This window comes from Paenibacillus sp. FSL R5-0378 (assembly GCF_038009285.1).
Taxonomy (GTDB): domain Bacteria; phylum Bacillota; class Bacilli; order Paenibacillales; family Paenibacillaceae; genus Paenibacillus_AQ; species Paenibacillus_AQ favisporus.
Genome location: NZ_JBBPAY010000001.1, coordinates 2,837,602 through 2,858,701, shown reverse-complemented (window position 1 = coordinate 2,858,701; position 21,100 = coordinate 2,837,602). Strand labels below are relative to the sequence as shown.

16 protein-coding genes and 1 pseudogene are annotated in these 21,100 nt (G+C 49.4%); 8 read left to right on the top strand and 9 right to left on the bottom strand.

Annotated elements, in window-relative coordinates:
- Positions 1–41: 41 nt before the first annotated feature.
- Both MKY74_RS13375 and MKY74_RS13370 read right to left on the bottom strand, forming a co-directional pair.
- The gene (locus MKY74_RS13375; protein ID WP_076169600.1) at positions 42–509 is read right to left on the bottom strand and encodes a DinB family protein; all 468 of its coding nucleotides are present in this window, start codon (positions 507–509) and stop codon (positions 42–44) included.
- A 214-nt stretch (positions 510–723) separates the two neighbouring features.
- Positions 724–996 (bottom strand): hypothetical protein, encoded by a 273-nt coding sequence (locus tag MKY74_RS13370; protein ID WP_144025367.1) that lies wholly within the window; start codon positions 994–996, stop codon positions 724–726.
- Between the two features lie 335 nt (positions 997–1,331).
- On the opposite strand from MKY74_RS13370, the gene MKY74_RS13365 reads away from it, so the two are divergent.
- The 3 genes from MKY74_RS13365 (at position 1,332) to MKY74_RS13355 (ending at position 5,931) form a co-directional block, all read left to right on the top strand.
- Positions 1,332–3,986 carry a DUF4855 domain-containing protein gene (locus MKY74_RS13365; RefSeq protein ID WP_167372853.1) on the top strand — a complete coding sequence of 885 codons (2,655 nt, stop codon included), beginning with the start codon at positions 1,332–1,334 and terminating at the stop codon, positions 3,984–3,986.
- Between the two features lie 230 nt (positions 3,987–4,216).
- Positions 4,217–5,290 carry a flavin-containing monooxygenase gene (locus tag MKY74_RS13360; RefSeq protein ID WP_084203801.1) on the top strand — a complete coding sequence of 358 codons (1,074 nt, stop codon included), beginning with the start codon at positions 4,217–4,219 and terminating at the stop codon, positions 5,288–5,290.
- A gap of 164 nt (positions 5,291–5,454) precedes the next feature.
- The gene (locus MKY74_RS13355) at positions 5,455–5,931 is read left to right on the top strand and encodes a MarR family transcriptional regulator (RefSeq protein WP_076168961.1); all 477 of its coding nucleotides are present in this window, start codon (positions 5,455–5,457) and stop codon (positions 5,929–5,931) included.
- Between the two features lie 126 nt (positions 5,932–6,057).
- Here the strand turns inward: MKY74_RS13355 and MKY74_RS13350 are convergent, their stop codons facing one another.
- The 3 genes from MKY74_RS13350 to MKY74_RS13340 form a co-directional block, all read right to left on the bottom strand.
- Positions 6,058–6,957 carry a carbohydrate ABC transporter permease gene (locus tag MKY74_RS13350; RefSeq protein ID WP_084203802.1) on the bottom strand — a complete coding sequence of 300 codons (900 nt, stop codon included), beginning with the start codon at positions 6,955–6,957 and terminating at the stop codon, positions 6,058–6,060.
- Positions 6,958–6,976: 19 nt separating this feature from the next.
- Positions 6,977–8,890: a DUF5711 family protein gene (locus MKY74_RS13345; protein WP_076168964.1), complete on the bottom strand. Its 1,914-nt coding sequence runs from the start codon at positions 8,888–8,890 to the stop codon at positions 6,977–6,979.
- A gap of 108 nt (positions 8,891–8,998) precedes the next feature.
- Entirely contained in the window at positions 8,999–10,669 is a 1,671-nt protein-coding gene (locus MKY74_RS13340; RefSeq protein ID WP_240913217.1) for an ABC transporter substrate-binding protein, read from the bottom strand.
- Between the two features lie 422 nt (positions 10,670–11,091).
- On the opposite strand from MKY74_RS13340, the gene MKY74_RS13335 reads away from it, so the two are divergent.
- The gene (locus tag MKY74_RS13335) at positions 11,092–11,613 is read left to right on the top strand and encodes a DinB family protein (protein ID WP_076169603.1); all 522 of its coding nucleotides are present in this window, start codon (positions 11,092–11,094) and stop codon (positions 11,611–11,613) included.
- Between the two features lie 147 nt (positions 11,614–11,760).
- Here MKY74_RS13335 and MKY74_RS13330 read toward each other — a convergent pair.
- Positions 11,761–11,874, bottom strand: a pseudogene (locus MKY74_RS13330) (HTH domain-containing protein); the annotation flags it as partial.
- 225 nt (positions 11,875–12,099) lie between these two features.
- Between MKY74_RS13330 and MKY74_RS13325 the strand changes: the two are divergent.
- From MKY74_RS13325 to MKY74_RS13315, 3 genes are all read left to right on the top strand, one after another.
- Positions 12,100–12,915 (top strand): helix-turn-helix domain-containing protein, encoded by an 816-nt coding sequence (locus MKY74_RS13325; RefSeq protein WP_076168967.1) that lies wholly within the window; start codon positions 12,100–12,102, stop codon positions 12,913–12,915.
- A 25-nt stretch (positions 12,916–12,940) separates the two neighbouring features.
- Positions 12,941–14,146 (top strand): epoxide hydrolase family protein, encoded by a 1,206-nt coding sequence (locus MKY74_RS13320; protein ID WP_279628448.1) that lies wholly within the window; start codon positions 12,941–12,943, stop codon positions 14,144–14,146.
- A gap of 91 nt (positions 14,147–14,237) precedes the next feature.
- On the top strand, positions 14,238–14,873 hold the full coding sequence (locus MKY74_RS13315; RefSeq protein ID WP_076168969.1) for a type 1 glutamine amidotransferase family protein: 636 nt from the start codon (positions 14,238–14,240) through the stop codon (positions 14,871–14,873).
- Between the two features lie 225 nt (positions 14,874–15,098).
- Here the strand turns inward: MKY74_RS13315 and MKY74_RS13310 are convergent, their stop codons facing one another.
- Entirely contained in the window at positions 15,099–16,223 is a 1,125-nt protein-coding gene (locus tag MKY74_RS13310) for a GntR family transcriptional regulator (protein WP_076168972.1), read from the bottom strand.
- A 235-nt stretch (positions 16,224–16,458) separates the two neighbouring features.
- On the opposite strand from MKY74_RS13310, the gene MKY74_RS35725 reads away from it, so the two are divergent.
- Complete coding sequence (locus tag MKY74_RS35725; RefSeq protein ID WP_084203803.1) at positions 16,459–16,635, top strand: AraC family transcriptional regulator; 177 nt, start codon at positions 16,459–16,461, stop codon at positions 16,633–16,635.
- A 172-nt stretch (positions 16,636–16,807) separates the two neighbouring features.
- On the opposite strand, the gene MKY74_RS13305 is transcribed toward MKY74_RS35725, so the two are convergent.
- Together MKY74_RS13305 and MKY74_RS13300 are read right to left on the bottom strand one after the other, a co-directional pair.
- Positions 16,808–19,207, bottom strand: a complete 2,400-nt coding sequence (locus tag MKY74_RS13305) for an alpha-L-rhamnosidase-related protein (RefSeq protein WP_076168975.1) — start codon at positions 19,205–19,207, stop codon at positions 16,808–16,810.
- Positions 19,208–19,263: 56 nt separating this feature from the next.
- Entirely contained in the window at positions 19,264–20,970 is a 1,707-nt protein-coding gene (locus MKY74_RS13300) for a hypothetical protein (protein ID WP_144025368.1), read from the bottom strand.
- Positions 20,971–21,100: the final 130 nt, after the last annotated feature.

Below are 21,100 nucleotides of genomic sequence, written 5' to 3'. Positions count from 1 at the left end.
ATCTGTGGTTATGACTTTTTCGCTTGAGCGAGAACGGGGTATTACTGTCCCTGCAGGCGCACAAATGTAATATAATCCACGTTGACCGGCTCCATGCCGGCTGTGCGAAGCTTCATGTTGATCTGCCCCCTGTGATACTGGCCATGCAGCGCAAGATGAGTCAAAATGTCTTGAACGGATGTCCGGTACGACCTCCCGTACTGGTTGATGTAGGAAATCACATCGTCCAGACGTTCGTCGGTTAGCTCAGCGAGATATGCGCTGAAGGCTTCCCGCATCTCTTGCGCAAGACGTTTACAGTCATCCAGACTGTCGTTTGGCCAAAGCGGCAGGTGGTTGCTGTCCCGTCCCTGTAGCCGGGTGAACCACACCTGCTCCGCACGCAGAGTATGACTTAGCAGCCGGACCGCTTCGGCTTCGGATTCCCCATCCCCGCCAGCTTCCAGCGCATCCAGTATGCGCTTGTCGGCCCAATACAGCTGCTCGAACATGCTGCGAATCGTTTTCATTTCCTTAAACGCCCCCTTCATACCATAATTTCCCTTATTAAAATTCAGGTTAACTGAGGAGTTCGCCAGCCTGGACCCATTTCCTTCTATGCTCAGTTCGCATGACATAGCGATGGTTATCTCGTAAAAAGCCGTTTATTCATTCGGGCCGGACGACAAGTGAACATCAAAAAACTCCAAGCTAGACAGCTTGGAGTTCCCTACGCTTAAAATACTATTGGCGAGGTACACAGATCGTTAATCTGCCTGAGGTTGTTCCTGAAGAAAAGACAATGTTGACACAACGTCTCCCGTCTTGAGCCGTAAAGAACGAGATGGAAGACGGTCTGGGGAGTCCTAGAATATTGCGGACGGCTTGTACATTCCGCGTCCGTACGGCCGCTCTGAATGCATCCGTATTTAAAGAAATGTTTTGGGAATACAACACATAGGCATCGGCAACGATCATCAAGTCGTCCCCTTGCTTTACCCGTGGTTTTTTCGGCATGGATCTCACCTCCTCGAAATCTATGATGTATTCTATTCGTAAAAATGATAGATTTCTTGGATGCTAACATATCCAAAGCAAAATACACCGATACACAAAAAAGACAATGAAATCCCCTCCCTCCAAGCCTTATGAAAATATTGCGAACGCATCAAAAAATGTTGCTTGCCTTGCATACAAGGCCCCATTTACCATCAATCATGCGGAGGGTGTCACCATGACTTACATCTATCAGATCGAATCGCAGTGAGGGGGTGACGGAAAGTTTGATTCGGAGAAAATGCTGACCAAAATTTGAAAGCGGTTTCTTAACTTGAGAAAAGGAGCTGAACTTGATGAGTTGGTATAAAAGATGGGCTGCGGTTGCCATGACTGCAGTCATGATGGTGTCGCTGGTTCCGGCGGCCCAAGCGAGCGAGCTGGTTCCGACGATGCAGGCAAAAGGGATTTCCCCGGCGGATGATCCCGCGTCGCCACCGGATGAGGAGCAGCCAAAGCTCCGTAATCTTGCCCTTGGACTTCCTTATGAATGGTCTGAAGCCCCGGATCCGTCACATCCTGATGCCGGGAATAAGCTTACAGATGGGAAATATGGACAATTAGATATGAATGACCCGGCCTGGGTAGGACATGTTCGGGGCAAAGCGCGCGAAGTCGTGTTCGATTTGGGTGAGGAGAAGTCGATCGGAAAAGTAACCGCCCATTTTTTTCAGGATTACCCTGCCAACTCCATCCTCGTGCCTCTCACGGTATCGATGTATGTCTCGGACGATAAGGAGAATTGGGGCCTTCTCTCCCATAACGCCACTCAACTGCTTTGGGGAGAAGGACCGCCAAGGGAGGAAATGTTTGTGTGGGACGGCAGCCGGGACGGAATCCAAGGCGGGAGTACGGACGGCAAGCTGGCTTATGCCCGCTATGTAAAAGTCATTTTCACGATGCATCCTACCCTATGGGAATACATTGACGAAATTGAAATTATGGGCACGGACGGAAAGATGGACGGAGCGGTAAAGGTTCCCGCTGAGCAGCCTCATTTTTTGGAGCCGGGCGAAGCTACGGGCGGGATCCGGAATCTGAATCTGCTGTATAACGGGCAGTATGCGAATGGTTTGGGGGACTGGACCAAGGAACGGATCATCCCGAACATCAGTTACGTGGATCAGAACGGGGAACCTACCGACTGGCTTTTTGACGGTGTTTTATATCTCGGGCTTGCTTCCCCTGCCGGCCGGGATTTCGGTCTGGGGCAAACAAATCTGGGGGACTGGACCTGGTATTTGGACAAAACCTTTGCAGCTGCGGGAGATATGCAGCAGTTGAATGAGGCGACCAAGGAAGTCGGGTCCAAGCTGAACCAACCTGATTATAAAGAGAAGGTTGTGCTCATGATTCCGAATCCAGGGGAATCTTTAAACGATTTTGGCGATGTGGACGGGTCAGGGGAATCGTTAAGCTTTAATGCCTCTGTCGTCGGACAAGAGAAAGCCCTCGAAAACAGAAAAAAAGCGGTTCAGTGGTGGCTGGACCAGGTCCGGCAAAGATGGCAGGCCGCGAATTATTCCAATCTGGAGCTTGTCGGCATGTACTGGCTGGAAGAACAAATCAGCACAAGCGAAACGGGACCGGGCTTGATTAAAGCCGTGAGCGGCAAAATCCATGACATGAATCTGAAATTTTTCTGGATCCCCCACTCTTTGGCTTATAAAAGCTATATGTGGAAAGACGTAGGATTTGATGCCGCGGCCCTTCAACCGAACTATTTCTTTGGCGGCATGGATCAAGACCGGCTGGAAGATGCCGCAAATACTGCAAAGCGGTACGGAATGTCGAATGAAGTCGAATTTGATGACCGGATGCTTCAGGACGGCGTATTCCGTGAGCGTTATATCGATTACTTGAACAGCGGCGCCGCAACCGGCTTGATGCAAAAGGGATTCAGAGCTTATTACCAGGGAAATAATGCGGTTTATAATTTGGCGGTGAGCAAAGATCCCGGCCTGCGTCTCATGTATGACTGGCTGTATCAATACTTGAACGGAACATACGACATTCATAACAGTACACCACCTGAAGCAGACGTATTTATCAACGGACAAAAGTTAAATGGCGATGTGGTTGTTCCCAATACTGAAACAGTTGCATTCACATGGGAAGTGCAAGACGATGATAGCGGTTTGACCCGGGTTACGGCCACTTTCGACGGCAAACCCTACGCCCCGGGAACGCCGATTGATCTGAAGGGAATGCCGGGTAAGCATCAACTGGCCATTACCGTGGCGGCTGCCAAATCCAAGACGACAGCTTACACAATCCGGGCGGCATCTACCGCTGACACCATGAAAGCTCATGTGAACCTCTTCGCCGAGCAAAAGCAGTTCACGACGCCCGGAGCTCCCCGCTCGTTGAACGCGCAGCTGGACCAGATGAAGCGTTTTGAAGGAAAGAATGCTGCGCAGTTTGATCAATTCCTCAAAGGTTTCAATGTAAAGCTGGATCAACTGTACGCGGATCGTATTGTTTCCGATACGGCTTATGCTTCGCTGAAAGAAGAGGTGTATGATCTTGCTGGTAACCTGGCGGAAAATAAAACCGTAACCGCCTCTTCCGTCGAAGGCTCCGTTTCGACCTTGGCGCCGAAATATGCCGTCGATGGGTTTTCTTCGACAAGATGGGCGAGCAACTACGTGAATGACAGCTGGTTCCAGGTCGATCTAGGCGAAGCTAAAGCATTCGATACGGTCCGGATCGAGTGGGAATTAGCCCGCGCCAAAACTTACAAAATCCTTGTCTCCAACGACCAGCAGAACTGGAGCAGCGTGATCCAGGACAATGATGGCATCATTACGGCCCATGATGGCAAAGAAACGGTCCATTTTGCCCCCGTTACAGCCAGGTACGTTAAATTTCAGGGGATTGAAAGAGCCACCGATTATGGATATTCCTTTTATGAGTTTGGGATCTATAACCTCTCGCAGTCAAGGGAGTAAGAACTTTGGAATAAGATAAATCTCCTCTTTTCAACCATATAGTCCTTGTGAGAAGAAGACTGCCGTTGAACCGGCAGTCTTCTTTCTTGCTTGCTTCTCATCGGTATAATCCCACTCTTTTCCATATATCTGGACTTGGCTTTAAGCGAAGATTCTATTCATTTCATTTACATATGAACAAATGATCATGTATTATATAATCAACATTTATTTTACTTGGAGGAATTTCTATGCTGGATGTCTTGATTATTGGTACCGGACAGGCTGGTCTTGCAGCTGCCTACTTCTTAAAGCAAAAAGGAATACCATTGATGTTAATCGATAAAGCCAAAGCCTTAGGCGATTCCTGGCGCAACAGATACGATTCCTTACAATTATTCACACCCAGGAATTACAGCCGTTTACCTGGTCTTGATTTGCCTGGGGATCCGAATGGTCTCCCTACAAAAGATGAGGTTGCCGCATACTTATCGGAATACGCTTTAACCTTTGATTTTCCGATTCAGTTGGATACGGAAGTCAAATCGTTAACCTCCATTCCAAGGGGATTTGAGGTGGAGACTAGCAGAGGAACGATTCAATCCAAAAATGTAATCGTGGCTACAGGGCCTTTTCATAAACCGTATGTTCCAGCCATAAGCCAGTCCATTTCAAATGATACGACTCAGCTTCATTCTTCCGCATACCGGAATCCCGGCCAGCTTACACCTGGAAGCGTGTTGGTCGTGGGAGCAGGAAATTCAGGTGCACAAATTGCAGTAGAACTGTCAAATGACTTTGATGTCTATTTATCCGCATCAAACCAGCTCCATTTTAAACCTCTGTACATATTGGGAAAGAGCATTTTTTGGTATTACGACAAATTGGGTTTCTTACAGGCCGGAAATCACACCAAACGCGGGAAATGGTTACGCCAACAACCTGAGCAAATCTATGGATACCAATTAAAACAACGATTAAAAGAAGGGAAAATCAAGCGATTTCCGAGGGCAGCCAGCGCGGAGTCACGTACTGTATTTTTTGCGGACGATCACTATATTGAGGCTGACAATATCATTTGGGCAACCGGGTTCCGCCCGGATTTCTCCTGGATCCAAATCAATCATCTCTTTAATGAACATCAAGAAATTACCCAGTTCAATGGTATTTCTAATATTCCAGGCCTATATTTCATCGGTCTTCCGTGGCTGTCCTGCAGAGGATCTGCACTTTTGGGGTGGGTACAGCATGATGCCAGACGTATCGCCGAGTACATAAATAATGATTTAAAGTCTATGCAGCTGTTCTCGCCGGGACTTATCTAGGTTTAGTACTTCTTTTTTTCGCTCGCAAACAAAAGTCTGAAACCAGCTTCCCGTGTACCGTCCACCCTCGACGTGTCAACCTTGCCTAGAAGTATGCGTAATTATTTCTCAGGAAACGATTTATGATATACTAAAAAAAATGAGTCGAGGAGCCAGCATGAACCATGGATACTGCAGATAAAAGCAAAGCCGCCATTCATGAATTTTTTATTCAGTTTCTTCAGCAAAAAGAAGAATATGAATCCCGAATATCCGCATCCTATCTCGAAGATATCCGGAAGCATATCGGTGCCGAATTCAGTTTGAACATGACAGAACTGCACACCATTGCGTGCATCGGGGAGCAGGAGCCGATCAATGTCACTTCCATCGCGGAAAAGATGAATTTGAGCAAAGGGAACACCTCCAAGATCGCGAGCAAATTACTTAAAGCCGGTTGGGTGCGGAAAGCCCAGCTCAACGATAACAAAAAGGAAGTGTACTTTCGGTTAACTCCTGCCGGCAAAAAGCTGTTTGCTGCGCATGATGAGCTCCATGCGTTGGAAAAGCAGAGAATGTACGAGTTTTTGGGAAGGTACAGCGATGCCGAGCTTGAATTGATCAAGCGCCTGTTTGCAGACATGGTTGACTTCTATCGCTGACACGTATCACCGGCAAACGAACCTCAAATCAAAAAGCAACCGGTAGCCGCCCGGCTGCTTTTTTTGTTACTCGTTGAAGTGAGCACAGCGCCGAGAGCGCTACATTGAAACGATTCATCTCACACGCTACATTTTCAAAGCCCCCTGCGTCATGCCCTGAATGTAATATTTCATGCCGAAAGAGAAAATCAAAATTAACGGAATCGAGGAAATGGCGTATGCCGAAAACTGCGTTCCCATATCGGTGATGCCGAACTGTTTCGTAAAGACGGTAAGGCCAACAGCAACCACCTGAAGACTGCTGTCCCTGATCGTAAGCAGCGGCCAAATGTAATCATTGTACACGCCAACAGCCTGCATAATGAACAAGGTGGCCAGGATCGGCAGCGACAACGGGATGACGATTTGAAAAAATACGCGAATCTCCGATGCTCCATCGATCCGGGCCGCTTCAAACAGCTCGCTGGGGATGCCGGACATAAAACTCCTGCACAAGAAAGTTCCGAAGATTTGCCCGCCGGCTGCACCGGCAATAATGATCACCCAAGGTGTATTCGTTAGTCCCAGATTATTATACAGGACGTACGAAGGAATCAGCGTCAGCACACCCGGAATCATCATCATGGCCAGCATCATCATAAACAGCAGTTCTTTGCCGGGAAAGCTTTTTTTGGCGAATATATATCCTGAAATGGAAGAGAGCAGAATGACACATGCACTGGCTCCGACCGCATACAAGATGGAATTCACCATATATCGCCAAATACTGGTGAACGCAGCGCCGTAATTATTCCATTTGGCCGGAGATGGCAGCCCCCAGAAATTGCCGAGAATTTGCGCATTGCTTTTTAAGGAGCTGACGATCATGAACAGAATGGGCACCAGCATCAGAATGACCAGCACGCACAGCAGCACGATGATGGTGATCTGGGGGAAACTGAGATATTTGATGAGCCCGCCTTCGTTTTTTCTGAGCCTCCTCACGGGGCTGACGCTTTCAGCGGCTGTATCCGTTTCGGTATACATCGATCCCTCTCCTCCTTCCTTAATCTTCTGTTTTAATAAGCTTCATGTTCACAACCGTAATCGCAAGGATCACCAGGAACATACTTACACCGAGCGCCGAGGCATACCCGAGATCGTTGAACTTGGTGGCGGCATAATACATCTGCAGAGCGGGTACATAAGTCGAGTCCATGGGACCGCCGCCCGTAACGATCATGATGCCGTTAAAGTCCTGAATAATGCCTATGAGGGTTAAGATGATCAGAAACTTGAATTGACCGCCCAGCAGCGGCAAATGAATGGAACGGATAATCCGCCAAAGATTGGCCCCATCGATTTTTGCGGACTCGATCAGCTCGTTCGGAATGGACAGCAGCCCTGCGTAAAATACCAGCAGCTGCAGGATGCCTATAAACGGAAACCCGATAAAAATAATAGCCCACAAGGCGGTATTGGGGTCACCAAGCCAACCATGCGCCCAGGAACCAAGCCCGATCAGTTGTAAGACGTTATTGATCAGACCCACGTTAGGATCATACAGGTTTTGCCAAATCAACAATAGGGCCACACCCGGAATAACCATCGATGCGGTAAATGCCGTCCGAAAGCCGTATTGCAGACGTTTACTGCGTAGATGGAAGATGAGTTCAGCGGTAATGAGTGCAGGGATAATCGCTTTGATCAAACCGGTGATGATCAGAATGACCAGGTTGCCCATCCCCTTAATGACATAAGGATCATGAATCATTCGTTCAAAATTGGCCAAGCCGACAAAGGTGGTCCTGCCCCCTGGCTGCCAGTCATATAAGGAATGGAATAAGCCCGAAAAAGCCGGGTAATAGAGAAAGACGAACACCAGAATAAAGGTCGGTGCCAAGCCCAGGTAAATATATTTGCTTTTCCATATCTGGCGGAAAATAACCAGCCGGTTGCGCTTCTTCAAATAATTCAAGTACAGCATAACAAGGACGACCGCCAAGACACCGGCTGCAGCCCATAGCATAGCGTTTATTCGTGCCTTGCTTGCCGCTTTATCGATGACACTGCCTACATCGTACTTAAAAATCCTTCCGTCATTGGTGCCAGAATACAGCGTCTTGCCCTCCCGGTCAAATTGAACGCCCCGGCCTTCCCCCGTGATCTTTGACTCCCACAGCTGCTTTCCGCGCCCGTCGAAAATATAGTAGTTACCGGATAAATCCGAAACGCCGATCCGTTCCCCATCGCTTGAAAAGGCGACATCGGTCACGATGTCCCGCGTGTTAATCGAACCGTTAACGTTCCCTTTCTGATCAAACAATTCCACCTTATTGGAAGCCGTACCCACTGCAGCCAGGCCATTGTCTGAAACGGCCACCGCCTGGATTTGATTATCCGCGCTGAATTTATACAGCAGGCTGCCATCCTTGTCCAGAAGATAGGCGAATTGGTCGCTTGTCGCGGCAACGATCCACTGTCCGCTGCCCGATACGCTCACTTCCTTCAACAGGGAACCGATGGGGATACTGCCTGTCTGTTCTCCGTTATTTTGATCCACAACGATGAGATCTTTGCTGCGCTGGGTAACGAGAACGATGGTGGACCCGTCCTGCGATGCGGCCAAGCTTTTGACCTGCCGCTTCAGATCCGAATCCCACAGCAGACCTCCTGTCTCGTCATATGCATACAGACGCCTGTCATCCGATGAAACCAGAAGCGTGCCGTTACTCAGAAGCGCTACCCCTGTAACGACATTTCCAGCCTCAACCTCATAGATGGGGTTGCCTTCGGAATCGTAGAGAAATGCCTTCGCATTATGACCCCCAACGGTCACACGGCTCCCATCCTCTGATACGGAGAGGGAGGTGATACTCCCCGCTCCTTCAATGGACCAATGGTCTTTGGCAAGTGCTGCGCCCGGGACAAGCCCTAGAAGCAGGATCAGTGCAAGAAATATCCATGGGGCTTTCCTCATGATGAACCTCCCTTTTTATCCGTCATCCTTACGAATTGCCTGCTTCCCTCGGGTAATCATACGGGTCCGCACATGCAAATGCATGTGCAGACCCGTGTGAATAAGTGATTACCGCTGCGGCGGACGCCGCTCGGGGTGATCCAAGTCGGAGAGTTCTTTCTTAGCTTCTTTCATGGCAGGTTCCATATATTTATCGATATTCGCCTGCAGCTGATCCAAATATTGATCCGTTGTCAGCTTACCGCTGAAGTACCGCTGTACGAGCCCTACCCAATCCTGCACGGACGGCTGGTAATCCCACATTCCGCGAGCCAGGTTGTTGGCGGCGCTGGTGTAGCCTTCGGTATTTCCAATCGGCTTGAAATCGGCGAATGCCGCCGCCATCTCATCCGGGAGCGTAATGCCTTTAATGGCCGGTGCGCCTGAGAGGGAGGCGTCGTCACTCTTCTGGATCGCATCCAAATATACGGCGTAACCTTCCGGACTCGTCAGGTACATCATGAAATCCACATTCAGCTCATTTTGCTTCGCATCTTTATTGACGAAACCATAGAATCCGATCGGAATCTGGATCGTTCGGGCCGGTGCCATCACCTCAGGTCCTTCCATGGAAGGCATGTTGAAGAATCCGTATTCGAAAGGCTTCACGCCGCCTGTGGCACCCGTTTTTTCCTCATCCGCGAAATCTTTAGGGAGCTGCCAGTAGGAGGCCGGCGTGCCTAACATTGTCGCCGCCTTTCCCGTCAGGAACAGATTGTAAGCCTGGTCCTCTTTCACTCCGAAAAATCCGTCAGGCACATAATCGAACAGTTTTTTCAGATTTTCCGAGTAAGCCTTCCACTGGGGATTGCCGGCAATTTTGAAGGGACCTTCTTTGTCTTTAACAGCTTTCCATAGCCGCATTTCGTTTTTGGTCACTTTACTGTTGGAATCGTTATACGGATCCGTCAGATCATATTTCCACTGCTCGTCGAGCTCTGGAACGTAAGTATAATCCTGTTCTTGGGACCGGATGATGTTAATATAATCGCGCATGTACTGATCGGCATAGATCCGCACCAGCCATCCCGCCTGGCCGCTCCACATCGATTTGGAGTCTCCGCCGAGCGCCAGCGGTGTATATCCGGCCTTTTTTATTTTATTGAAAGCGTCGATCATCTCGTTAAACGTTTTGGGAGCTTCGGTAATACCGACTTTCTGGAAAATCTCCTTGTTGTACACCCATACGATCTGCACGGATTCAAAGTTCAGGTTGTACAAATGATCTTCGGCTCCAATGCCTTCGAGGTTAATGCCCATCGCCTTCAGATCCAGGGTGTCCTGCCATGGCTGGTTCGTATAAGGATTGACCTTATCGAAATAAGGGTAAAAGTCCATAAATTTTTTACTGTTAACTAGGCCACCGACTTCGTTATTCGTTACCAGGTCAACATCAGGCACACCTGCTGCAAATTGAGCCGTCAGCCATTCCTTGTAGCCTTCCGCCGGCTTGTTGTCGACTTTGACCTTCACTCCCGGATTTTTCTTCATATACGCTTCGGCAACCGCATTCCATACTGACGCCGATGCATTCGGCAAGGAAATGTTAATATTTCCTGTCAGCTGCGACGCGGCCGGATCCTTCCCTGCGTCTTCCTTACCCTGATCCTCACCCGTTGGATTGGATTCTGCGGTGCCTGGATTGTCTGGTGGTGTGGGAGCTGCTTTGGTGCATGCTGACAATAAAGCCAAGAGCATCACAATACTCAAGAGAACGATGAATCCCTTCCTTTTGTTCACATTGATCTCCCCTATTTTCGAATGGTCATGACCTAAAGCGCTTTCAATTACAACAAACTTGAACGAATACGCTTCAGCCGTAAGTATACGTTATAAATTTCGTATACTTTGATAAACAAAGTATACTGTAGGAGTTTGCCTATTGCAATAGTTTTTATTGCGAAACACGCTGAGGCTGCCGCGGATCGATGGGATAATTCGATTAAAGAAGAACATTCTCATGTTTTTCTTTATATATTTTGATATTGTTGACTTAGAGGGAAATTGATTTTTATCTACCCTCTATATGATATTGTAGATCATATTACCGCAAGGAGGCGTTTGTAATGAGAACGGCTTTTACTCCCGGGCAAACTATGGAGGGGCAGGACGCATAATTGCCCTTAAACTGCGGGCTCCCCTATTTGAAACGGGGAACAAAGTTGAAAAAATATGCTTTGCAGCAATTTGATTATCATGTATGGGCAAACCGGCAGGTTTGCGAGCATCTTCAGAAACTTTCTGATGAGGTATATCGAAAGCAAATCGTTAGCGTTTTTCCAACCATCTACGACACTATCGTCCATATTTATGTTATCGATCGAGGTTGGTTAACTTTCTTAACTGAAGGCGGCGTTTCCGAGTTGTCGGAGGAATACTTTGAGCACTTGAAGAACACTATAGAGATTATAGTGGCAGAAACCAACGGCAAGCGTATTGAAGAACTGGGTCAGATGCAAGATGAACTGGCGGCTAGCTTCCGGTCATTCATCGAGCAACATGAGGACATCGAAGCAGTTTATCCGTCAGGAACATTTAATGCCAGATGCGTAGACTATATCCAACATATGGTGAACCACGGAACTTATCATCGTGGTAGCGTGACTGCGATGCTCAGGCAACTAGGGCATCCCGGAATACCAACAGACTATGCCTTTTATTTGTACAATTTAAGCCATTTGTAGGCAAAAAACAGCCTGGAACAGTGAATGTTCCAGGCTGTTTTTTAGTGCGCGCGAACGGGAACTGGCAAACGCCTACCGTTAGCCAAGAGCAAGAGCGTCTGCCGCTAGACGGAGTCTGGAGGAAGCTGGATGCAACCGCTCGGACTGAGGCAGAAAATATCCCTCCGTTAAGGAATACCCTGTGCCTGTTGTACCTATAGTAGGCAAGCCTGCTTCGCTGAGTACCTGAATGTCACGATAGATGGTCCTTACACTGGTTTCAATCCCCTATATCGAACAGTTTCTACTCGATTTCCAAAATCCGGAACACGTGCATTTATTTTTGCAGACTCTTTCCATACGCTTACGAATATTACTCGGATATTATGAAATAAAAATTCTTTTAGTGCAGTAGCGAACTCCTTCTGAACTTCTTGTTTCAAATCATGAAAGTTATCAAGTACAATGAAATTATTTGAACAATGAGACAGAAAGGACTGAACAGCAATGCCGTTTCAGACCTATTCACCCCCGCCTCCTTTGTCTTCCTTCATCGCATACTTCTGGTCCTATACCGGAAAGAATCCGCCGCACTCGAGAAGACTTACCCTACCGGACGGCTCGATCGATCTCGTCATTGATCTGTATGATCGTAAAACTCGTATACACAATCGATATGACAGCGAGATGACACTAGCGTCTTCCGTGATTAGTGGGCCTCACACTGATTATTATATAACGGATTCTTCAAGCGAGCGGTCCATGATTGGCGTACATATCAAGCCCGGCTGCGCTGGTCCCCTTCTAAAGCTGCCTTCTATTGCGTTAAAAGATACGCATGTCTCGTTGGATGATTTATGGGGGATAGTGGCTACTGATCTGCGCGATGAGCTGCTTTATTCCAACACGGTAGAAGATCGATTTCGTATCCTTGAAAAATACTTTCTGTTACGAAGTGATTGGTCAAGGCCATCGCATTCAGCCGTTGAGTTTGCGATTGCCTCGTTTCAGCAGTCGCATCACCCCGAATCCATTGCGAACATGGTTGAACAGGTTAACATGAGCGCCAAACGATTCATTCAAATTTTCAAGGATGAAGTAGGACTAACACCCAAGAGGTTTAGTCGTTTAATGCGCTTTCAAAAGGCGGTACGTCTAATCAGAAAGAGCAATAATATCGATTGGGCCGATCTTGCCATGTCTTGCGAATATTATGATCAGTCCCATTTCATTAAAGAATTTCAGTCCTTCTCCGGCCTCACTCCGACCGAGTATCGCGCTATAGAAAGCCTGCACCCCAATCACATCCCTCTCACGAACTAGATCTCGGGAAAAAATATACAATACAGTGTCTTGTTGGCTCCCTTACAATGCAGAAAGCAGCTATTACATTCTGTATTCAAGGGGGAGAGCAGCTATCATTACTCCATTCAAAATCAATGTTCCGCAATCGGATCTTGAAGACTTGAAAATGCGGCTGGATCATACACGGTGGCCCGACGAAGCGGCTGGCGAAGGCTGGAATATGGGTGCAGATCTCGGTTATATGAAAGAATTAATCGATTATTGGCGAACGCAGTATGACTGGCGTATTCATGAAGCCAAATTAAATGCCTTACCGCAATACAAGACAGTTATAGAGGATACAACCCTTCATTTCGTGCAGGTTAGAAGCGAAAATCCAAATGCGGTGCCGCTTTTGCTCGTTCATGGTTGGCCCGACAGCTTCTACCGATTTCACAAGATGATCCCTCTGTTATCCGACTCCTTCGATCTTGTCGTGCCTTCGATTCCCGGTTTTGGATTTTCGGATCGAAAAACCACAACACCGAAACGAGTCGCCCACCTGTTTGCCAAACTGATGACAGAAACACTTGGATACGAGGGCTTCGCGACTTGCGGCGGGGATATCGGCACTGAAATCGTGACCATGCTATCCACACATCACTCCGACGTTGTGAAAGCGATCTTGTTGACGGACGCTGGTTATCCAACCGGAAGTGAAGATATTACGGAGATGTCCCCTGCCGATCGGCAGTTTATGTTAGATACGCAGACCTGGGTTCAATCAGAAGGGGCCTATCTGAAGCTGCAAGCGACCAAACCGCAAACGCTTGCCTATTCACTTAACGATTCGCCGGTTGGCTTGGCATCTTGGATCGTCGGCATGATCCGTTCGGGAGCTGGCGACGAGACCGTAGATGATGCATTCGGCGGAAGGGACGAACTGCTCACGAATATCATGATCTATTGGCTGACCGGGACGGCCGGATCCGCCGCACGCATGTATCGGCTCATTGTAATGGCCAACCAAGCGAATGTAGATAGTGCTTCGCCGGTCACAGCGACACGTAGAGTACCGGCAAGTATCGTGCTCTTCCCGCGCGAAATCCAGTTCCCCTCAAGTTGGGCTGAACGTTCGGTACATGTGTGCAGCTACAACAAAATGCCCTGTGGCGGTCATTTTGCAGCGCTGGAAAAACCCGAACTTCTGGCCAATGAACTGATACGATTTATCCCTTTACATTATTTCGGCTCGGGAGGAAGTTCATAATGGAAACCATGAGGGAACGAAGTCACTTTGGCACAGATCGGCGACAACATCTTTTCAACGGATAGAATCATGGATGAACAAGGAGGAACTGATGAAATACGCTTATGTTTATGTACTGGATACGATGGCGGACTGGGAACTTGGCTTTGTTACTGCAGAGCTCAACTCCGGTCAATATTTCAAAAACCGCGGGAGTCGCCTTCCCGTTCGAACCGTCGGAGCTTCCAAACGTCCTATCACGACGAAGGGCGGATTAACAATCGTGCCGGAACTGACAGTAGATGAGATCACGTATGAAACATCGGCTATATTGCTTTTGCCGGGTGCTGACAACTGGAAAGATCCAACGAATGGGCCAATCATCGAAAAAGCAAAACAACTGCTGAACGTCGGTGGCTATGTTGCAGCCATATGCGGGGCGACACTTGCGCTTGCGGATGCCGGGTTGCTGGATGAGCGTCAGCATACGAGTAATAGTCTGGAGTATTTAAATTTATTTAGCCCCTCATACAAAGGCGCAGCTCGATATAAAAACGAGAAAGTCGTGGTCGATGGCAATCTGATCACAACCGGTTCGGCCGGCGCACTAGAATTAGCGCGCGAGGTTATTGCGCTGTTGGACCTGTTTGCGGAAGAGACGTTAGAAGCTTGGTATAACTACTTCACTTCAAGCGACCCTAAATATTTTTATGCGATGATGGAGACGCTCCAAGAGAGTAATTCATAACTTGCGAGGGTGACTAAGACGTTGGTCTTGGGTCACCCTATTTCTATTCTCGTAATGAGCTTACCGCGACGCATCGCGGAGCGATAAAAAACTAAAAGCGCTGCGACAGGTTGCTTATGGCTAACCTGTCACAGCGCTCTAACCCCAGGCAGTTAACCTGAATCATCCCTTAGATGGAAGAGGCAAACATACTTGCCGGGTTAGATTAATTCGGCACCCTGCAAATTAACTATTCCTGATGCGCTGCTTCGCCGATAAGGGGGCGGTGCTGTCGCGCAAGATCAGCGTCGGAACGATCTCGTCTTTTACCAGGGACGAATGATCCTCCTCCAGTTCAAACAGCAAAATTTCCGCCGCCCGCTGTCCCATCTTGCGTGTATTCTGATTCACCGTGGTGAGCCTCGGATAGGAATACTCGCCGAGTTTCACATCATCGTAACCGATAATGCTTATATCTTCGGGGATGCTCATCCCGGATTCTCTCGCCGCGTTCATCGCACCGAAAGCCTTATAGTCGCTTGTGGCGAATATCGCCGTTGGCGGTTCCGGCAGCTTCATCAGCCTTTTGAACCCTTCCTCCCCCATCTCCGCCCGTTCGTCTTCACCGTCGACAACGGTGATCAGGTCCGGATGGAAAGGAATATTATGCTGGGTCAGCGCCAGCTTGTAGCCTTGGAGGCGAAGGGAGAAATCCTGATTTAATTCCAAGAGCGAACTGCCTGTCAGGATAATCCCTATTCGCTGATGCCCCTGAGAGATCAGATGCTGGGTGGCCAGATATCCTCCTGTCAGATTATCCGCGATAACATAGGGAATGCCCAAATGCGGATAATAGAAATGCACCGTCACAATGCGCCGATTCTCTTCCTGCCAAGCCGTTAAACGTGAAAAGTCAAAATGCCCTTTCACCGTCAGGAGGATGATGCCTGCGCCGGGATCCTCGGGCAGCTCGTAGTTTTCCCCGATATCCCAAATGTGGAACGCGACACCGTTATCATCACACACCTCTTTAATGCCTTCAAACATATCCGTAAAAAACGGGTGGTTCAGGATGCTAACTTCATGATTCTGATGGGCAAAATACAAGGTGCGCAGCCCTTTGGAATCGGCTTGAGCCGGATTCTCATGGACGAAGCTCCCCTTCCCCCGGATCCTGTACACGAATCCTTCCTGAACCAGATCCGACAGTGCCCGCCTGGACGTAATTTCGCTGGTGTTATACTCTTTCGCCAGCTCAATCTGAGTGGGGAGCGGATCATGCGGCTTGAGTTCTCCGGAGGCGATCTTTCGTTTAATATCGTTCATTATATATTGATACATCGGAGTCTTGTCCGACTTTTCCATATCCATGAAGCCATCACTCCTTACCAAATTGAGTTAAGTATACTTTAAACACAGTCACTCCTGCAAGCAAAAGGGCAGTCTCTGATCCTGGCGGAAAGAGAGACTGCCTGTAGGCGGCGGAACAGTAAATATCATGTTGGACAGCGTCCGGAGACCGGATTCCTCCCGGCAACCCATGTTCCAGATACGGCCATCCTTGCGATTGCCGATCGTCAATTAAGCAAAGTGTTAGCGGAGAGTAATGCGGCTCCTCCCCCTTTGGTGTCTCAGGAGTATGCAGATTATTTATCATCATAAAGGAAATCTATCCGTTACGGATTTAGCCGAGCAGGCCCACAGCAGTGAACGGCATCTCAGAAGGGCCTTCAAACAGGAATTGGGTTTAAGCCCTAAGGAGATGCTGGGAATCATCCGATAAAGGACCCGGACGGCAATTTGGTTAGTCGCGTCGCTTGATTCCTGATGGAGTGGAAAGGACTGGCCGAATAGTACTCATTTGAACTTGATGGAATTTAGTAAAGGGCTGAAATTTTTCAGCCCTTTTCATCATGCTGCAGCTGCGCAGCTTTTTAAATTGAATGTGCTTGTCGTTATCCGCTGCAATCGACCAGTGGTGTCCGCTTTGGTGCTGCCTCATGAACCGGAACCGTTCCTCGAACGTGGACACGATCCTGATCCGTAGACACGGATATGTCGCGCAATCCTGGCGCCTTCCATGTCATTTGTGCGGGCAGGTGAGCCTCAAAGCGGTACACTCCGTCCACATCCCTTTTCCACTGGGCACTGATTTTTCCGTAACGGGTGACCACCGAACCTTCCGCCCACTCCACTTCCGCCACTGCGCTGGGACGGAGCGTAACTTGCCCATGACCCGCCTTAGAAATATCAATCCCAAGCAGTTCCCTGTTCAATAAATACGTCGGTGATGCTCCCCAGCCATGGCATAGACTTACCGGGACAGCGTCCTCCAAATAGGTTGGCGTATGCCCAAGGTAGGGGCTTGGCGTAGTCGAAAAGGGGAGATTCGGATCAAAGGTTTCCCACCAGGTTGTCGCGCCCCGATCCAGCATATCGCCCCAATAATTTCGGATGATGCGTACGGCATCCGCTGCATAACCGTAACGGAAAAGAGTCTCAAGCACGATATGATAAAAGAACGCTCCACGAATTTGCGGAAGCCGTCCCTTCAAGTAATACTCCTGCAAGAACACGGATATTTCCTCCTCATCCATGATTCCCGACCAGGCGGCCGCAAAATTGGTCTGTGCCGTGATACTGGAGGAAAGACCATCTCCGTTCAAACAGTCTGCATAAATCGCCGTATTCGGTATCCGGAGCAGGTTCCGGACGGACTTGCGAAGCTCCGCTGCTTGATGCGTAAATGAATTCCCGCTCTCCTCTTCCCCCAGCTCAAACGCCAGCGCGGCGGCCGTATGCAAAAATTTATAATAAAAGCAAGAGACGGCGGTTACGCGATCCTCCCGGTGGATTTCGTCCGACCAGTCGATAAAGCACCACATGCCGTCCCGATCTGCGTTGGCAAACAATCCGGCGTCATCTTCCTGCTCCGTAAACCACGCGGCAAGCTTCACGATATACGGCCATAATTCCTCTAAAAAAGCCCGATCCTTCGTATAATCGTAATATTCGGCTGCACCAAACAGCCAATGCGCGCAAAAATCGGGCAGCAAATAGGCGTTCCGCTGCGGTCCGGTGCCGGGTATGGAACCGTCGTCGTTTTGTATTTTTGCCGCCTGAAGCAATGACTTCCGGACGAGCCGGGCATCGTTGAACGTTTGATAGACCACTTTGGCCATGACAACCGAGTCAGCCACCCACAGCGCACCTTCGCGATAAGGGCAATCCTCAAAATGGTTCTGGCTGTTGACCATGGTCGTATACCGGCCGACTTCCCAAATCCGGTTCAGCTTATCATCGCTGCTTCGGAAATGTCCCCCGTCCTTGTAAGGATAATGAACAAAACGGACTCGAAGGTCACAAATACGCAAGGGAACAGGCGTCGCCATGACCCCAACCTTAAGGTAGCGAAATGCACGCCTTCCGAATGGAGTGATCTTGTTTACGCCTTTGCGGAGGAGGTACGTATCCCTCAAATCCAATTCCAGCGACTCCCCATAAAACAGCTGCAGCACCCCGCCTTCATCGGCGATAACTTCAAGCTCCGGATAGCCGACGATCTCAGCACCGAAGTCATAGGTAATCTGGGGAAAAGAGCCGGGAATCGAAGCGTCCATGACCACCGGTCCCCTTCCTTCCGCCGTGTCAGCAGCTAATTGCGCTTCGGGGGTTTGGATGGACCCAAGTAACGATTCAGCCGATACCACCGTTACCGGGGATACCAAGTTCTCCTGCAGATAAGGAATATCGCGCGCGACCAAGCGGGGCCAGGGGGAATTCTCCTGCTCTGCTGCTGCGATCACTTCCGCGGGCGGCCAGGAGGAATCGTCATAATCTTCGCATTCCCAGCCGTCTTCCCGGGACACATCCATCAATTCACGGTATCCGCCCCACATATGAAGGCGGCTTACTCCTGTTTTCCACCGGGGGGACCGCCTGCATTTCCATTCGGAGCTGCTGGCAACCGTCAGCAGGTTTGCCCCTTGGTCGTCAGCGCCGTAAACGTCGAGCTGGCATATCAATCCGCCGGGCCCCTGCAGCTGCTCGGTAACGATTTTGTCCTTACCAAAATTGTGTGCGGCCACCGCAATGCAGTTCCGGCCGTTCCGGAGCAGTGTGGCAACGTCGTGCGTATCGAAAGACATCCATAACAAGTCGGATGGCGCGGGGCCTCTGCCCGCTTCGATGCCGTTAATGTACAGCTTGTAGGATTGGTTGGCGGAAATCCGTACGAGCGCTTTTGTAAAGGGTACCGTCAGTTCAAAGGATTGGCGCGCTTCCACATATATGTTATTCTCATTCCCCGTTCCCTCTGCCCAAATCCATTCCGCTTTCCAGCTATCTATATTCATCGCTTTACCTCCAGCTTGTGCTGATCTCGAGTATCCAGAAAATGAGTGCTTATGAATTATGATTCGTCGACCGCTCTGTACACAAAGTTCAATCGTCCTTCCGGCGCTGTGTCGCCGTGCAAATAAAAGTCTGCGATGTCCCCTTCGTTCTGCATATGGTCCACCCACTTGAACTCGATCCATATTCCTTTCGCCCGGTCTTTCGGAGCTTCATCGCCCCTTAGCAGTGCGAGCGGGATTTCAACATACATTTCATTCCCCGAAACGAAATAACGGATCTCTGCCGACGCTTTCCAGTTCCAACCCCCAGTGCTGTGTTCCAACAGCGCCTTGGAACGGTCTATGACTGTCCTGTTCACAATGTAATGGTACCCCTCCCATCCCGGGCTATGTTGTCTCCGGTTACGGATGAGCAGCATCATCCAGTGACGGTCCGTATAGGGGGTGATGGGATCTTTCGTTTTTGCGTAAAAATATAGACAGTGATCCGTATGCGCGGCTTTCAGGGTAACCAAATCATTTCTGCCCGTGTCTTGAAAATAATGAAAACTCCCATATCCGGCATGATCCCGGCGCATCGTATCCCCTTCAAAGTCCCTGTACAGCTCCGGTACAGACGGCCATGCCGTAAAGTCCGGCTCTGCAGCCAGGAAGGTTCCGCTGTCCACCGGTTCGGTCATGCCCTTGTAGCGGCGGATATAACCGACCAGCTGCATATAATAATGATCTTGATACCCGCCCTTCATCGGCTCGATATCCCGGCTGAATGCAAGCGTAGCTTGATCAACGAACAAAACCGGCCGATCCGTTGTTCCCTGCAGGCGCATGGCGATCCACTCGTTCCAGCCGGTAACGAAAATGATCTGCGGGTCCTCTGCAATAGCAAACTCCCATTGTTCGGCGATATTCATGCCCCGATGAATGGATTCGGGCTGATCAGCCTCCGGTTTCTCCATCCCTTCGTGGTAACCTCTCCCCCAATTGTTCCCGTACCCGTAAAAGGGAGTATCGCTCATAGCTACACTCGGATGCTGCGCGACGGAAACGCTGATCACTTCCTTCTCCCCTTCATCATTAAAAAACACCCGCTGCGGCCGCTGAAATTCGATCCATGGAAATCCGTTTACCTTTGCTTCCTCATTTGGCCATTGATTCCGGCGAAAGGTGAAAAAGGCCCGCTGTTCCTCCGTGCATTCCGCCGGATCTCCAATGATCAAAGGTTTGCCTTTCCAGTGAAACCATAGGTGCTTATAGCGCCCCGGTTTGTATATATCTTCGTACAATTCCGCAATAGTTGTTCCTGAATCCGTGTTCGTGTAAAAGGCAAACTGCGGTACGGCAAAGCCTTGTCCCCATACCTCGTCCAGCACGCGAAACAATACGTCGTATACCTTCTTGTACGTTACGGCATTGGTCGTGTCAAACACGATAAAATCCACGCCCGCACTCGTCAGAAGCTGCACGTGTCTGCGAAGTACCCAGGCATCGTCATTCAGATAATAGCCATACAAAGGCTCGCCCCAGAAGTGAAATGCATTTTCCAGCCCCCAGGCCGGGTGGGCTGGATCCCTGACCGCTTCGGGATATCGGGCGAGAATTTCGCTGTTATCAAAAGGGCCTGACGTTCCGTGCTGCCCCAGCCACAGAAAGTAAAATAAGCCTACGTACCTGCCTTCGCGCGTCGGCCCCGTTTCTGCCCGCGTTGGAAGCTCCCTTCCCAACCCGTCAATGCCTCCCCATTGATCGGCGTGCATTCGACTCACGTGATTCCGCATCCTTTCTGCTCCTCCCAACGGATCCGTGTCACACATAGGCGGCTCAACCTCCATTAACGAATATCACAAGCACTTATTTCTAGAATTAAGTATTCTTATTAATTATATAATATACTTT

What these genes read in the sequence shown, in the direction of transcription:
- MKY74_RS13355 (WP_076168961.1), top strand. Translation starts at nt 5,455, where the DNA reads ATGGATACTGCAGATAAAAGCAAAGCCGCCATTCATGAATTTTTTATT.
- MKY74_RS13325 (WP_076168967.1), top strand. Translation starts at nt 12,100, where the DNA reads ATGCCGTTTCAGACCTATTCACCCCCGCCTCCTTTGTCTTCCTTCATC.
- MKY74_RS13375 (WP_076169600.1), bottom strand. Translation starts at nt 509, where the DNA reads ATGAAAACGATTCGCAGCATGTTCGAGCAGCTGTATTGGGCCGACAAG.
- MKY74_RS13345 (WP_076168964.1), bottom strand. Translation starts at nt 8,890, where the DNA reads ATGAGGAAAGCCCCATGGATATTTCTTGCACTGATCCTGCTTCTAGGG.
- MKY74_RS13310 (WP_076168972.1), bottom strand. Translation starts at nt 16,223, where the DNA reads ATGGATATGGAAAAGTCGGACAAGACTCCGATGTATCAATATATAATG.
- MKY74_RS35725 (WP_084203803.1), top strand. Translation starts at nt 16,459, where the DNA reads ATGCGGCTCCTCCCCCTTTGGTGTCTCAGGAGTATGCAGATTATTTAT.
- MKY74_RS13350 (WP_084203802.1), bottom strand. Translation starts at nt 6,957, where the DNA reads ATGTATACCGAAACGGATACAGCCGCTGAAAGCGTCAGCCCCGTGAGG.
- MKY74_RS13315 (WP_076168969.1), top strand. Translation starts at nt 14,238, where the DNA reads ATGAAATACGCTTATGTTTATGTACTGGATACGATGGCGGACTGGGAA.
- MKY74_RS13365 (WP_167372853.1), top strand. Translation starts at nt 1,332, where the DNA reads ATGAGTTGGTATAAAAGATGGGCTGCGGTTGCCATGACTGCAGTCATG.
- MKY74_RS13360 (WP_084203801.1), top strand. Translation starts at nt 4,217, where the DNA reads ATGCTGGATGTCTTGATTATTGGTACCGGACAGGCTGGTCTTGCAGCT.
- MKY74_RS13305 (WP_076168975.1), bottom strand. Translation starts at nt 19,207, where the DNA reads ATGAATATAGATAGCTGGAAAGCGGAATGGATTTGGGCAGAGGGAACG.
- MKY74_RS13370 (WP_144025367.1), bottom strand. Translation starts at nt 996, where the DNA reads ATGCCGAAAAAACCACGGGTAAAGCAAGGGGACGACTTGATGATCGTT.